Source organism: Vibrio sp. QJM3NY_39 (assembly GCF_057785895.1).
Map to the genome: position 1 here is coordinate 542,801 of NZ_CM173506.1, position 14,724 is coordinate 557,524.

10 protein-coding genes are annotated in these 14,724 nt (G+C 45.9%); 2 read left to right on the forward strand and 8 right to left on the reverse strand.

Annotated elements, in window-relative coordinates; translation table 11 throughout:
- Nucleotides 1-110: 110 nt before the first annotated feature.
- On the reverse strand, nucleotides 111-1,124 hold the full coding sequence (locus tag AC3CHU_RS18370) for a TAXI family TRAP transporter solute-binding subunit (protein WP_017075666.1): 1,014 nt from the start codon (nucleotides 1,122-1,124) through the stop codon (nucleotides 111-113).
- A gap of 322 nt (nucleotides 1,125-1,446) precedes the next feature.
- Nucleotides 1,447-2,787, reverse strand: a complete 1,341-nt coding sequence (locus AC3CHU_RS18375; protein WP_488526149.1) for a sigma-54-dependent transcriptional regulator — start codon at nucleotides 2,785-2,787, stop codon at nucleotides 1,447-1,449.
- Between the two features lie 228 nt (nucleotides 2,788-3,015).
- Between AC3CHU_RS18375 and AC3CHU_RS18380 the strand changes: the two genes are divergently transcribed.
- Nucleotides 3,016-5,091 carry an ATP-binding protein gene (locus AC3CHU_RS18380; RefSeq protein ID WP_488526150.1) on the forward strand — a complete coding sequence of 692 codons (2,076 nt, stop codon included), beginning with the start codon at nucleotides 3,016-3,018 and terminating at the stop codon, nucleotides 5,089-5,091.
- Between the two features lie 120 nt (nucleotides 5,092-5,211).
- On the opposite strand, the gene AC3CHU_RS18385 is transcribed toward AC3CHU_RS18380, so the two are convergent.
- The 6 genes from AC3CHU_RS18385 to AC3CHU_RS18410 form a co-directional block, all read right to left on the reverse strand.
- Complete coding sequence (locus AC3CHU_RS18385; RefSeq protein WP_488526151.1) at nucleotides 5,212-7,662, reverse strand: family 20 glycosylhydrolase; 2,451 nt, start codon at nucleotides 7,660-7,662, stop codon at nucleotides 5,212-5,214.
- 127 nt (nucleotides 7,663-7,789) lie between these two features.
- Nucleotides 7,790-8,425, reverse strand: coding sequence for a bifunctional 4-hydroxy-2-oxoglutarate aldolase/2-dehydro-3-deoxy-phosphogluconate aldolase (locus AC3CHU_RS18390; protein WP_488526152.1), 636 nt, complete (start codon nucleotides 8,423-8,425; stop codon nucleotides 7,790-7,792).
- Nucleotides 8,426-8,444: 19 nt separating this feature from the next.
- A complete protein-coding gene (locus tag AC3CHU_RS18395; RefSeq protein ID WP_488526153.1) occupies nucleotides 8,445-9,392 on the reverse strand; it encodes a sugar kinase in 948 nt (315 codons plus the stop codon).
- A 130-nt stretch (nucleotides 9,393-9,522) separates the two neighbouring features.
- Nucleotides 9,523-11,034, reverse strand: coding sequence for a sodium:solute symporter family protein (locus AC3CHU_RS18400; RefSeq protein ID WP_269335272.1), 1,512 nt, complete (start codon nucleotides 11,032-11,034; stop codon nucleotides 9,523-9,525).
- 205 nt (nucleotides 11,035-11,239) lie between these two features.
- Nucleotides 11,240-11,632, reverse strand: coding sequence for a RidA family protein (locus tag AC3CHU_RS18405; protein WP_004732497.1), 393 nt, complete (start codon nucleotides 11,630-11,632; stop codon nucleotides 11,240-11,242).
- Nucleotides 11,633-11,753: 121 nt separating this feature from the next.
- Nucleotides 11,754-13,187, reverse strand: a complete 1,434-nt coding sequence (locus AC3CHU_RS18410; RefSeq protein ID WP_488526154.1) for an N-acyl-D-amino-acid deacylase family protein — start codon at nucleotides 13,185-13,187, stop codon at nucleotides 11,754-11,756.
- Nucleotides 13,188-13,363: 176 nt separating this feature from the next.
- Here AC3CHU_RS18410 and AC3CHU_RS18415 point away from each other — a divergent pair, with 176 nt between their 5' ends.
- A complete protein-coding gene (locus AC3CHU_RS18415) occupies nucleotides 13,364-14,638 on the forward strand; it encodes an amino acid deaminase (protein WP_488526155.1) in 1,275 nt (424 codons plus the stop codon).
- Nucleotides 14,639-14,724 lie beyond the last annotated feature (86 nt).

Here is a 14,724-nt window from a genome sequence, read left to right on the forward strand (position 1 = left end):
ATAAAGTGAGGAGGTGCACGTACACATTCTTGAGCGAACGTGCACCAAGCAATTAAGTCACGAAAGGTGTCTTTGTTTAACTAACGTAAACCGTCATTCGGCGAAAGCCGTTAGTTAACGATCAACTCAGAAGGGATATCGATGCCCACTTCTTGGTAGTAACGTGCAGCGCCCGGGTGAAGTGGAACAGGCAGACCTGCGATCCCTTTCTCGAGTGCCATTGCTTTGGTTGCTTTGTGGATACCTTGCAGGAAAGATAGGTTTTCATAGATAGCTTTGGTCAGCTGGTACACATCTTCTTCAGAAATGTCTTCACGAACCGCTAGGAAGTTAGGTTGGGCGATTGTAGTAATCGGCTTATCAACACCTGGATAAGTGTTTGCCGGGATCTCATATTTAGTCCAGATATTGTAATCGCCGTTCGCTTGTTTAATTTGCGCATCGGTAAATGACAAGATTTGAATGTCTTCACCCAAGGCTGCAAACGCTTGAGTTACCGCACCAACAGGTACACCAGCGGGCGTATTCATGCCATCGATGGTGCCATTTTGTAGTGCGCTAGCGCTGCCGCCGTAACCCATAAAGGCGAGTTTAAATTGTTCTGGGTTAACCGACAGGCCTTGCATGATCTGGCGTCCTGAATTCTCGGTACCTGAGTTCTTCTTACCGATAGAGAATTTTTTGCCGTTTAAATTTTCTAAATCACTCATGGTGCCCGTTTCTGTGAGATCAGAGCGCACAATAAAGTGTTCAACGTTTTGCCATAGCATAGAGACTGAACGCAGTTGTTTTTGACTGCCTGACTTCTCATATGGACCAAGCCCTTGCCACGCCCACGCGCCATACAGACCTTGTAAAATGGCAAACTGTGCTTCGTTCTCATTGAGAAGTTTCACGTTTTCACCCGATCCCGCAGAACTGATAGCCGCCAAAGAAAAGTGCTGCTTTGGCGCAAGCTTAACTTTACTCAATGTCGCTAAAGCCACACCCACTGGATAGTAAGTACCACCCGTTGAGGCCGTCGCTAAAATGTAGCTGCGATCTTCTTGAGCTGAGGCGTTGCTGATAAGGCCAATAGAGGCCATTGCGATTGCTAAAGTTTTAACTAGCTTGTTGTATTTCATTATTACTCTCCATGTAGAGTTATTCACGTTATATTTTTGTTAACAACAATTGCTAGATAGCAAGCACAATGCCAATTCTTAAATGACTGTTTTTATTGATATTTTCTTGATAGCCCACCTAAAGTAAGCCATTTTTTGCTTATTTGGCTACGAATCAGTGAGCTATTTTTTGCTTATCCTAAGCAACGAATAACATCGATTTAAAGGTAGCCAAGTCACACTATGTTACATTTACGTGATCAATGTTTATAAAATGATAAATATCTGATGAGTCATTTTTTGCTCATTGATGATGAGACAGCATCTCTAATCTCATCATCACTTACGAATCGACATAGTCACTTCGGTTCAACGCATAGCGCACCATTTTTTGGTTCAATGTTCGACGGGGTAAATCCAAGTCTTGCATCACATCATTGATGCGCCCCTGATAACGCACTAACGCATCATGAATCACTTTCCGCTCAAAGCTCTGCACTTGAACCGCCAACGGGATGCCTGCCGTTGTGGACTCTGTGACAGAATTGGGGCGACACGCCAAAATATCCCCAACAGTCAGGCTTTCATCCAGTGCAAAACGAATCGCGATATTACGCAGTTCACGCACATTGCCCGGCCATGCATACGACAACAAGGCATAGCGATCAGCCTCACTGGCGACTCGAGTTTCACTGTTCGCTTCTTGAGTGAAGTGTTCGAAAAGGATCAAAGCATCGTCTTCTCGTTCACTAAGGGGAGGCAAATGCAGTTGGGCAACGTTCAAACGATAGAAAAGGTCTTGGCGAAAATCGGGGTGATTAAGTAGATCGCTTTTCGAGGCAGAGACCACTCGTAGATCAACATGTTGTTGCTGGTTACCACCCACGCGTTCAACGATATTATCTTGCAAGGTGCGCAGCACTTTGACCTGCATCGACAGCGGCATACTCTCTATTTCATCGAGAAACACCGTGCCTTTGTCGGCAAATTCAAGCTTACCAATGCGTCGCTTAGCGGCACCAGTAAATGCCCCGGCTTCATGACCAAACAGCTCGCTTTCAAATAGATTTTCTGGAATCGCACCACAGTTGAGTGGCACAAACGGATGGGTTTTACGCAGGCTAAACTCATGCAGACAAGAAGCGACCAGCTCTTTACCACAGCCGGTTTCACCATAAATGATCACATTGGTATCAATCGAGGCGACTTTTTGGATTTGCTCTCGCAATTCACACATCACTTTGCTGCGACCAATCAGAACCTGTTCAATGCCCTTCAGGTTATCCAGATAGTTCTGACGACTGTTTCTGTCTTGGCCACTTTGATACTTGTCGACCGCTTCCGAAACCGTTTGAGACAGACGCTCTGGGTCGAATGGCTTTTCAATGAAATCATACGCCCCTTGCTGTAACGCTTTCACCGCCATGTCGACATCACCGTGACCGGTGATCAAGATGACAGGCACATCTGGCACAAGATGTTTAAAGCGCCCCAGCAGTTCAACACCATCAATATCAGGTAACCGTACGTCACTAATGATAGTTTGGAAATCACCCTGCTCTACTGCGTTTAACGCATCTTGCCCAAACTCAAATGCGGTGACATCGAAGCCCGCTAATTGTAACCATTGGCTGGTTGCCTGACGCACAATCGCATCATCTTCAATCAAAGCTATACGCTGCATGGTTTGGTTCCGCCGCTTATATCTGAATAATATCGCCCACGGTATGTAAAAAAGCTGCAGACGAAAAGGAGCTAGCTCCCACTTTGAATAACACTCCTTTAACAGTTTTATAATGTTTGTTAGCGTCAACTTGTCTCACTTGCCATCCGCTTAAAAAGCAAACAGAAAACCTTATCAAGCCACTAGTTTAAATGGACAAGTCACTAATTTTAAAAGGATTTAATCAAAATGGTTAACAACAATCGATATTGGTTGTTCCTATGTGCCTGTTTATTAATTGGTTTAGTTCAGGTAACCACCAAAAGTGGCATAAGCCAATGGAAGCTCGAACAAGCCCAACGCTATGCAGAACAACGCTTCCTCGGATACATTGCAGAAGCTAGGCGCACGCTCAAACGCTTCTATTATCTGCCTTACTTGGTAACGAACGATGAAACCAGTGTGCGTTTCATTGATGGTGAAGTACGCCTCGAAAATCGCATTAAGAAGCAGCTGATTCAATTGGATAAAGCCGCCAATACTAAGGGTTGGTATCTGCTTTCTGGCGAAGGTGATTTGTTGGTATCGAGTGTTGAAAGAAGCAAGCTGAGTAAAAAGAACGCCAGCACGATTGTCTCTAAGATCCACCAGCAAGGCGGTGCGATTTCGGTAGTGACCAAAAATAAAGGCGTGACACCCGATTACTTCATTGCTGCGCCGGTTTATCGGGCGTCCGATGTGGTCGGTATTGTTGCGGTGCAGATCGATTTGTCATTGTTAACCGATCAATGGTTTGCCGATGGTGAAGCGATACTGTTCCAGAACCCTCGTGATCAGTTCTTTCTCTCCAGTGATCACCGACTGAGTGCCGATTGGTTCAACGACACATTCAATTCTCAGCCCACAGCGACAAAACGTGAGCTGTACGACCAAACCCATATTCGCGTGTGGCGACTGCAAGATAAAGATTACCTCATTCAATCCATCAAGTTAGACGACCTCAATTGGCGTTTAACCTACCTAACCCCATTAACCAGCCTCAACCAAACCACTAACTGGATCAGCTGGAGTGTGGCGGTGGGTTGTCTTTTCATTCTGCTGTTGCTGGTTATTCTTTATCAAAGACGTCAGAAAAAACTCAGTAATCTACGAATTCAAAAGCTCATCGAAGAGTCGGAAAAACGACTGTCAGGAATGATTAATAAGACGCATGTCGGGTTGGTATTGATCGATAAACATGGTCATATCCACGATATTAATCTAATGGCGAAGAACTACTTTTGCCTTTCTGATTCGATGATCAGCAACATCAAGGCGTGGCAATTATTTGAAGCAGGTAACCCAAATTCAACCACCTTGCAGTTGCTTCAGAACCTAGAGCAACACCAAGAACTGGCCGAAATAACCAGCGTCGAAACCATGGCAAGGCGCAGCGATGGTAGCTACTTTCCGGTACTATTTTCTATAAGTGCCTTTCCTTGGCATGCGACCACTTATTATCTGTGTACCGTGATCGATATTAGTAAGCGCAAAAAAGCAGAAATTGCAGTGCAAAACGCTAATAAAACGCTTCAACTACGTGTAGAAGAGCGAACACAAGACCTCAAAGACGCACAACAAGAACTGGTTGAATCAAGCAAACTTGCCGCACTAGGGCGGATGTCGAGTGCGATCACTCATGAGCTTAATCAACCGCTTACTGGTCTAAAAACCCTGCTTTCAAGTAATCAACTACTGATGGAAAGAGGCGAGACCAAGATGTTGAAAGCGAACATGGACTTAGTGATGAGCCTCATCGACAGAATGGCCAACATGACCAGTCAATTGAAGTCGTTCGCATTTAAAAGACTTGAGAAGCCCTATCCAGTTTCACTGACTGACGCACTGCAAGAAACCCTACGAATTCACCAAGCCGAATTAGACAACATCGATATTCGCGTGCGTGTTGCTTCTAATATTTCGATGGTGATGGGTGAAGAAGCCAGGCTAAGCCAAGTTCTTGGAAACCTGATTCGAAACGCAATAGACGCCACTCAAAATCAAACACCCGCGACCATTGTTATCAGCGCACATACCGATCAACAACGCGTGATCATCAAAGTGCAAGATAATGGCTGTGGCGTATCAGAAGACCAACTCGAAACCATTTTCGAACCCTTCCATACCAACAAAAAGATGGGCGAAGGCTTAGGACTCGGGCTGGCTATAACAGCAAACAATGTTCGGGATATGCAAGGTACCTTGATAGCGAAGAACAACCCAGACCAAGGCATGACATTCACGTTAACGCTACAGAATAGTGATAGTGATGGTGATTGTAAGTAGCCGCTTACATAGAGTTTAGAGTTCACACACTATTGAAAAACTAAAACTAAAAAACCGCCCCAAAAGAGCGGTTTTGATTCACTTGTTGGCGTGTGACTTATTCGCTAATCCGTTAACGGCTTACTCAGCTAACTGCTTCAACAGTAGCTCTGTCGGGCGAACAATCGCGATGATCGATTCATCATAGATCTTCGCTGAATCAGACAATATCACTTGGTAGGCATTCGCATCTGATGCTCGAACTTTTTCACCTGCTTGTGCTTTGGCAATCAAGGTTAGCGCCAAGTCTGCAACTCCAACGGTTTTCTCTGCGACAACCACAGTCTCTACCGAAGATACATTTCCGGCGAAGACAGTTTCAGCAGCGAGTGCAGCCGCTTTTGCTTGTTGATAATGCTCTGCAAGTTGCTCAAGCGCTTGTTGATTACCCGTTGCAACGTCATTGACTAAATCTTGCATCTCATACACAGCGTAACTTTCCACTGGCAGTGCATCAACAAAGCGATTTAGACGCTCGTACTGGCTGTATAAAGTACCCTTAGGTTCAGTTGAGTTCCACTTCTCCCAGTTGCGCGCATAGTATTGTGCTGGCTCGGTGTACTTGGCAAGCACGCGCAGGTCGTGGATATCCTGCCCTTTTGCAATGCGTTTTAACAGCATGTCAGCATCCGCATGATGACGAAGTCCAACAGACACTTCAGACCATGTATCCATCGCTTTCATACGCTTGTACATGCTGCGCTCGTCCGTCAACTCCGCATCCGACCAGAAGCGCTCTGCAATCGCATAGCTGCGTGGCCATAGGTAGTTTTCGACCGTGAGGCTGTCTTTGTTCTCTAGCCACATGGTGATCTCGCCGCCCAAGATAAGCTCTTTTTCTTTATCTGTTAATTCCGCAGGATAACCACCATTCGGTTCAGGAATCTCGCTGCCTTCAACATCACTGCTCGCAATCACTTCACCTGTGGTTGGCCAACGCACGTTACCGACCAGTTGGTAACTGCCTTCTGCAAAACCCTTTGCATTCAGGTTTAGGTTGAATTCAGTGTACGACATGAAGTTATCGAAGTGGCCAACAAAGGTTTTGCCCGGCACATAATCAAGGATAAAGATCTCTTCGCGAGACTTACCGTTGTAATCACTGAAGGCACGGAAAGTACCGTCTTTCGCTTCAATGATGGTCAGTGTTCCCTTACGTGGGCCGCCTTTTGAACGTGGCTTTTCCCATTGATACGTCACGAATTTCTCGCCACTGTGCAGCTTATCGTCAACAGTGATACCGCTTGGCATTGGGTCATTGCGATAATGGTAGCTCGTCGGCTGAGGTTGATCTAGGTAGTAACCCGTAGAAAGAATACCTGGGTAGCCCTCTTTCGCCGCACGACCAATACTGTCGTGCCCTTGCCAGCTTTGAATCACGATCGAAGTCGGCAGATCTTTATGCCAAATTTCATCCCAACCGGTCATCTTCTTACCGCGCTCTTCGAGCATCATCTCAACTTTTACATTGAGGTAAGACTGCAGACCACGCTCGCCATCGATATTGTTCTCTTCAATGAACTGTTGGTGCTTTTCGCTGTTTTTCCACTGCGCATAATTTGGCTCATCGCCACCGATATGAAAGTACTCATCAGGGAACAGCTCGGTCACTTCATTAAACACATCACCCAGCATTTCATAGACTTCTGGATTCAATGGGTCCATTAATGGTTCAAACACACCCCAGCCACGTTCTTGTTCGTAGCTTTGACCTTCACCACCCGACATCAAGCGTGGGTAAGCGTGAGCAACCGCAGAAGAGTGACCCGGAAGAGACACCTCTGGAATCACACGAATACCAAGGTTACGCGCGTATTCAACTAGGTAGCGAACTTGGTCTTTGGTGTAGTAATTACCATCAGCGGTTTCAGACCACAGACGCGGCCATGATTCGGTTTGAATGCGAATGCCTTGGTCGTCCCAGAAGTGCCAATGGAGCACGTTCATCTTCGCCGACGCCATCGCATCTAACTGACGAATCAACACATCGAATTCAATAAAGTGACGTGACGTGTCGTAAGAAACACCACGCCAGCGAAAGCGAGGCTCATCGACAATTGTTACGGCAGGAATATGGTAGCCAGTCGCCGTAGTTTCAACGAGCTGTAAAAGGGTTTCGATGCCGTGAATTGAGCCGTATGGGCTTGGAGAGCTCAGCGTGATTTGTTCACCCTGAGTGGTAATTTTGTAGGACTCTACAGAGTCGATGTTCTGTACTTCAGACTTTGGCGCTGCGTCGATATCAATGATCAGGTTCGCTTCGTCTGCACTATCCACCTGCCAGTTCAGAATCGGTACACCCGTCTGACGCTCAAGGCGATCAATAAAGCGTTTCGCCGTGTATTCAACACGATCAGAATTAAAGCCTTTGATGTAAACCTTGAAGTTACCGTCGACCTTAACTTGTCCAGCTTGCAGCTCAACCGTTTGTGGATACGGCATTAAATTTAGATCGGTATTTGGAGCCATTGCTAACGCCATTGGGGACACTACTGAACCTGAAATCAATAGGGATAATATAGTTTTTTTCATTATTAGTTTTCCTATATAAATATGGTTCTGTTTTGTTTATCGGAGGCGATTCACAAAACAGAACCATCAGCCACTGCTGTTGCTCGTTATCTCTCATTCGAAAGGTTGTTATCGCTAGTTCAAAAGCTTATTGATCGTTAACAAGAGCGACCGCTTCACGAACCAATACTGCAATCTCGTCCCATTGCTCGTTCTCGATCATTTTTGGCGACACCATCCAAGTACCACCGCAGCACACCACGCGATCCACTGCTAGGTAGTCATTCACGTTGTGTTTACCGATACCGCCCGTTGGCATCAAAGACACATCGACATATGGCGCTAGCAGAGACTTCACCATGTTGATGCCGCCAGACGCTTCTGCAGGGAAGAACTTCAAGAAGTTAAGGCCAAGTTCTAGCGCTTGCTCGACTTGGCTTGGGTTGTTTACGCCCGGAACGATTGGCATACCGATTTCTTGGCAACGTTTTACGGTGTTTGGATTCAGGCCCGGAGCTACGATGAATTCGCTGCCCGACTCTTTCGCAAGGTCGATCTGCGCTGGCGTTAATACTGTGCCAGCACCGATACACATCTCTGGGTACGCATCGCGCATCGCACGAATCGCGTCTGCTGCCGCTTCAGTACGGAATGTTACTTCAGCAACTGGCAGGCCGTTTTCTACCAACACTTTTGCCAGTGGAATCGCGTGTTCAACCTTGTTGATTTGGATAACAGGGATAACTTTGAATTGCTTAAGTTTGTTGATCATTTCTTTAGACATAATAATTCCGCTTTTTATTTTATTTTTTAATCAGTTGGCTCATAGCGCTCACGGGGATGATTGCGCCAGAGTATTGAATAACGATGGAAGCCAGTTGGTGGCCAAGTTCGACTGCGTCGGTGGCGCTCTCGCCAGTAAGACGCGCAGCTAAATAACCCGCGGCGAATGAGTCACCCGCAGCACAGGTATCAACCACGTTAGAAACACGAGTCGCTGAGACATAATTCTCAACAATGTTGCCCTGTTCAACTTGAACAATCTTGCATGGCTCACAGCCACGTTTGATGACAATCTCTTGGCAACCGAAACGAAGGCAGCGTTGTTGAACGTTCTCTGAGTTACCCCATACAAGCAGATCGTCGTCTTCGGTAATCAAGGCGATGTCCACCAGCGGCAGTAACTTGGCATACCAATGTCGAGCTTGCTCGGTGCTCCAAAGTTGCGGGCGATAGTTGTTATCAAAAATCACCTTGCCGCCTTGGTTTGAGAACACGCTAATGGCTTTGAATAAACGCTCGCGAGAGGCGTCATCTAAAATCGCGATACTGATACCGCTGATGTAGACCGCGTCGACTTGTTTCTCTGTCAGTGCGATTTCAAGCTTATTCAAGTCATTAGCAAGGAAGTAAGATTTTACTGCCGCATCGTTGCGCCAGTAATGAAAATGTCGCTCACCCGTTTCATCGGTTTCGACCATGTACAAGCCAGGCAGCTTACTTGGGATGCGTTCAACGAAATTGGTTTGAATACCTTCGAGCTGCCAATTATCAATCATATTTTGAGACAGCTCATCGCTACCCAGACCCGTCGCGTAATGAACAGAGAGGTTTTGATGTTGGGTTAAACGAGAAAGGTAAAGTGCGGTATTGAGCGTGTCACCGCCGAATTTTTTGGTTAATGGAGAGCCGCTGATTTCGACCATGCACTCGCCAAAGAAAGCAATATTGAAGTTAGAAGATGCAGGCATAGCAGATCCTAAAATAGAGAGATAAATGGGGAATAAGGCCCTACCGAGAAGCAGAGCCTGAGCTAGCTAAATCACTCCACAACGTGTTGTACTAGCTTTGTTGTACTAACTTGCTGTGGAGCGTTTTAGATTAGCTTGTTTGATTTGCAGGACGTTGAGAAGACGCTTCTTCAAGCACACCTGAGTCTGACAATTCCATCTCCATCAGAGCACGCTCGTCATCAAGAATTGCTTTCGCCATTTCTGGTGTTACTTGATTAGCCGGAGTACATAGGCTTACCAGCACACCAGCCGTTAGAGCCACTAGACAAGAAGGAATCACAGGGTTACCCCAGAAAGCCGTGTAGTCTGCGTTTAGCATGACGACAAATGAAGCCACAGATGCACCCGCTAGCGTAGCAAGCGCACCCTGCCAGTTGTAACGTTTCCAGAATCGACCCAACATACCGCACACAAACATGCCCGACATTACGGTTGAAATCATTTTAGTGATGTAGCCAATGATGTCGTTTGACGTTAGTGCGAACAACAGTGCAAAACCAATCACCACAATCAGTGCCAAGCGAGAGTAGTTCACCATTGACTCTTTGTTTGGTACGCGGCCAGTGAACATCACGTAAACATCACGAAGTAGGATAGAAACACCGGCTATCGCATCTGAACTTGCGCTCGACATGGTTGCAGAAAGACCCGCGATAAGAACAATCATGCCAACGCCAACCGGAAGAACCGTTGCAGCGACATAAGGGAACGAGTAGTTCGCGTTATCCAATGATGGGTCAATCGCATGTGCTGCCATACCGATGATTGCAGGGATGATTGAGAAGAAAAGGTACAACACACCCGATGCAACAAATGAGCGACGAACGGTTGATACGTCTTTACCTGAGTAGATACGTTGACGGAATGAAGGCGTCGCAAGAACACCCACACCAATAACCACAGCCAGAGACACAGCAGGCAGAAGACCCAGTTTATCGATGGCTAAAAAGCTCGTAGCAGCAGGGTCCATCGCAGCGTAAAGGTTATCCATGCCGCCGATGTAATCGACTGACATTACCGCCATCAAGATGAAGCCAGCAAAAAGAATGATAGCTTGAATAGTATCGGTCCAAACAACCGCGGTGTAACCACCGATCACCACGTAAATAGTGAATGCCGCGGCAATAATGATTTTCGCTAGGTTAAGATCGATGTCCGCAATCCACGCTAAGTACATGCCGCCACCTAGAATGTGCGCGCCTAACCAACCAATTGAAGCGACAAAGATCAGTACACCTACAACGTTTTTCACGATGCGGTTAGCGCCAACATAGTAAGCCAGCTCTTCACTCATGGTCATGAAGTTCAATTTACGAACCGGAGCAAACCAAAGTGCAAGTAATAGGATGCCTATCGCACCACCAATACCGTACAGAGCACCTGCCCAGCCATTTGCGTAGCCGAAGCCAACCGCACCCATACTAGAACCCGTACCAACCATCGTCGCTACTGTTGTACCAAGTACTAAGAACATAGGTAGGCCACGGCCACCTAATAAGAAATCTTCGCCAGATTTTTGGTTACGCGAGACAAACCAGCCTAACCAAATTAAAAATAATACGTACACGCCGAAGCCTGTAAGAAAAAGTGTGCTGTTCATTTGACACCTCTCAGTGAAATATTGAGTTCATTCTTGAACTTTATTTATGATTCATTCATTTTATATTTCATATAATTACTTTATTGATTTTATCTTTTTTAATTAAAGTAATTTTTATAAATGTAGGGTGAGAGTATTAAAGGATAATAACAGGGATAACTAACCCCTAATACTCTCTAAGTAGGTAATTGTGATTAGGTTATTACTATCCGCGATCGGCGCGGTAGCAAGTCACATCTACTTCAACCTTCACGTCTACAACTAAGTCGCAAACCATGCAGATACGAGCCGGTGGATTAGCACCGAAGAACTCTTTGAATACCTTATTAAAAGATTGGAAGTAACGAGAATCCGTTAGCACAACCTTTACGTGCATTACGTCTTCTAGGCCGTAGCCCGCTTCAGTCATGATATCGACACAGTTTTGGATCGCTAGGCGAGACTGGTCAACAATACCACCCTCAACCACTTCACCATCTGTCATCGGTGTCTGGCCAGAAACGTATAGGAAACCACCTGCTTCAGTTGCACGTGCAAATGGTAAATGTTGTCCGCCTGTACCTGTACCGCCTTCAACACCGTAACGTTTAATAGTCATTTTTTAACTCCACTTATTTATAGATAATATTGGCTTTATAAATAAAACAGTTTCTATTCCAATATATTTAAACTAATTCGCCGTTTTTATAATCACCTGAATTTAATAAATAATTTAAATTCTAGTTTCGGTAAATAAAAACGCCTGAACGATTATTTCTTACTTTTCCTTGCTGGTAAGTTAACTCACCATTTACAAATACACTTTCTATTCCTTCAGCAACTGAAATAGGATTTTCAAATGTTGCTGTGTCTTTAATATTCTTTGGATCAAATAAAACTAAATCGGCAAAGGCACCACAGCGAACTTCGCCTCGGCCCGCTAAGTTGTAACGCTGAGCCGACATTCCGGTCATCTTGTGAATCGCTTCTGGCAACGAGAACAGTTTTTCATCTCGGCAGTAGTGACCTAGCACTTTCGGGAAGGTGCCCCACAATCTTGGGTGTGGATGCGGGTCATTAGGTAAACCGTCTGAGCCGACCATGGTCAATTTGTATTTCAATACACGCTTTACGTCGTTCTCATCCATGCAGTGGTAAACCGCACCCGCAGGTTGAAGCGCTTTTGCTGCGTCCATCAGGGGTAAGTTCATTTCATCAGCAATCTGCTTCAGCGTTTTGCCTGCATGTTCTGGTTTTGCTTCAGACCAAGTGATGAAGATGTCGAAATCGTCGGTCACTTGTTTCAAATCTAATGTCGAAGAGCTCGCAGAGTATGGGTAGCAGTCGCAAGACACATCTTGGTGCTCAGAAACCTTGTCCATCAAATCAAGAACTTCAACAGTTCTGCCCCAGTTGCCCGCACCTGCACATTTAAGGTGAGAGATAACAACCGGCACTTTCGCGTATTGTCCTGTCTCAAACGCCTCTTCCATCGCGCTTAAGATCTCTTCAAATTCGGTACGCATATGCGTGGTATAGATGCCGCCGTGACTAGAAAGCACTTTCGCTAACTGCATCACTTCGTTGGCATTCGCTTGTTTCGCGCTGGCGTAAGCCAAACCCGAGCTCAAACCTAATGCACCTTGCGCCATCGCTAAATCAAGGTTGGTTTGCATCGCCACGATTTCGTCTTCACTTGCGGTGCGTTGCAGGTCGTCCATCACTTGGTTACGCAGTGTGGTATGGCCGACTAACGCGGCAACGTTCACTGCGGGTTGAGCTTGCTCTACCGCTTGTGCATACGCGGCAAAGGTTGGGTATTTGAAATCAGCTTGTGCGCCTAAAAGATTCATTGGGTCTGGTGGATCGCTAGCCAAAACGGTTGGTGATGCGCTGATGCCACAGTTGCCAACAATCACGGTTGTGACACCTTGACTGATCTTAGGCAGGCAGTCTGGGTAACGAATTACATTGGTATCGTCATGTGTGTGTACATCGATAAAACCAGGAGCCAATGCTAAGCCTGCTCCCTCAACCAACTGGCCACAATCTTCGTGATCGATTTGACCAATTTCGGCTATTTTTCCATCTCGGATTGCTACATCGGCACAAAACGATTGTTCGCCGGTGCCGTCAAACACCTCTACATTTTTGATTATCGTATCGAACAACATTTTTCACTCTCTCAATCCACTGTGTTGATGGAGCTATATTAGAAATTCAGCCGATTATTTTCAGTGACAAAACACACATAATATTTTAATTTGTGTGATAGTTTCTACCACAAAACAGATTGTGGATATATTTAAATATTAAATAACAACAACTTAAATCATGTTAGGAATCAGAAATGAAACATAACTCGGCACAAAAATATGTTATAAAGTATCAAAACGATAGTTTTGTCTTGACTGAAAAAGGCCAAAAAGGGAGAGCAATATCACAATCTGAGAACGGTATTTATCGACTGGTTAATGAAGATGTTTCACTTCCGGTTGCAGTTATCAAACAATCGGCATTGACCAATAACCTAAATTGGATGCAATCATTCGCTGATCATCATCAGGTTAAATTATCGCCACACGGCAAAACTTCCATGACTCCTGATTTTTTCCGCCAACAGCTAGAAAATGGCGCTTGGGGCATAACAGTAGCCACACCTGCACAGGCAGAAGTTGCCGCAATGGCGGGTGCGAAACGCATCATCATGGCCAACCAGTTAGTGGGTAAAACCAACATGGCGATCATCGAACAACTTATTCGCGAGTTTGATGTCGATTTCTATTGTTGTGTGGATTCATCGGTAAACGTGCAGCAACTTAACCAATATTTCGCCAATGCAAAGCAGACACTAAAGGTACTGATCGAGTTTGGTGTACCGGGCGGTCGTTGTGGATGTCGTTCACCACAAGAAGTTCTAGAACTGGCTCAAACCATCCAAGACACACCAGCCCTTTCGCTGGCAGGTATTGAGGTGTACGAGGGTGTGATTCACGGTGACAATGCCGAACAAGACATTCGTACCTTCTTAAATCAGGCGCTCACTTCGGTCGAAAGCCTCGCATCAGATGGCCTAATTGCAGGGCAACCTATTATCACTGGCGCTGGCTCTGCTTGGTATGACGTGGTGGCAGAATGTTTGGCGAACCTAACCGATTACTTGGCGATCATCCGCCCGGGCTGCTATGCCATTCACGACACAGGTATTTACCTAGACGCACAAAGCAAGGTGTTGCAACGCGCCCAAGTAAACCAAGGTTACGCGTGCGAATTGGGGGGAGACTTGGAATCGGCACTTGAGGTGTGGGCTTATGTGATCTCTCGTCCTGAACCGACCAAGTTAGTGGTTGGGCTAGGCAAGCGTGATGTGGCCTTTGATGCGGGTTTACCGATTGCCGAGCGCGGCTATCGCAATGGCGAAGCTATATCAGTGAAAGGCTTAACGTCTACTGCCGTGATGGATCAACATACCTTTGTTGAAACTGACGGCTCTTCTAAGATTGAAGTGGGCGACATGATTGCTTTCTCGACCTCACACCCGTGTTTAACCTTCGACAAATGGCGCTACATTGCCATCAGCGATGACGAACATCAGGTGACCAAATGGGTAGAAACCTGCTTCTAGTTCGATTTTTCAATAAGCTAGAATCAGCGAAGCAATAAGATATACTAACGGGGCTAAGGCTTAGTTTTAAATAGATTAGTGCTAAA

What these genes read in the sequence shown, in the direction of transcription:
- AC3CHU_RS18370 (WP_017075666.1), bottom strand. Translation starts at nt 1,124, where the DNA reads ATGAAATACAACAAGCTAGTTAAAACTTTAGCAATCGCAATGGCCTCT.
- AC3CHU_RS18375 (WP_488526149.1), bottom strand. Translation starts at nt 2,787, where the DNA reads ATGCAGCGTATAGCTTTGATTGAAGATGATGCGATTGTGCGTCAGGCA.
- AC3CHU_RS18380 (WP_488526150.1), top strand. Translation starts at nt 3,016, where the DNA reads ATGGTTAACAACAATCGATATTGGTTGTTCCTATGTGCCTGTTTATTA.
- AC3CHU_RS18385 (WP_488526151.1), bottom strand. Translation starts at nt 7,662, where the DNA reads ATGAAAAAAACTATATTATCCCTATTGATTTCAGGTTCAGTAGTGTCC.
- AC3CHU_RS18390 (WP_488526152.1), bottom strand. Translation starts at nt 8,425, where the DNA reads ATGTCTAAAGAAATGATCAACAAACTTAAGCAATTCAAAGTTATCCCT.
- AC3CHU_RS18395 (WP_488526153.1), bottom strand. Translation starts at nt 9,392, where the DNA reads ATGCCTGCATCTTCTAACTTCAATATTGCTTTCTTTGGCGAGTGCATG.
- AC3CHU_RS18400 (WP_269335272.1), bottom strand. Translation starts at nt 11,034, where the DNA reads ATGAACAGCACACTTTTTCTTACAGGCTTCGGCGTGTACGTATTATTT.
- AC3CHU_RS18405 (WP_004732497.1), bottom strand. Translation starts at nt 11,632, where the DNA reads ATGACTATTAAACGTTACGGTGTTGAAGGCGGTACAGGTACAGGCGGA.
- AC3CHU_RS18410 (WP_488526154.1), bottom strand. Translation starts at nt 13,187, where the DNA reads ATGTTGTTCGATACGATAATCAAAAATGTAGAGGTGTTTGACGGCACC.
- AC3CHU_RS18415 (WP_488526155.1), top strand. Translation starts at nt 13,364, where the DNA reads ATGAAACATAACTCGGCACAAAAATATGTTATAAAGTATCAAAACGAT.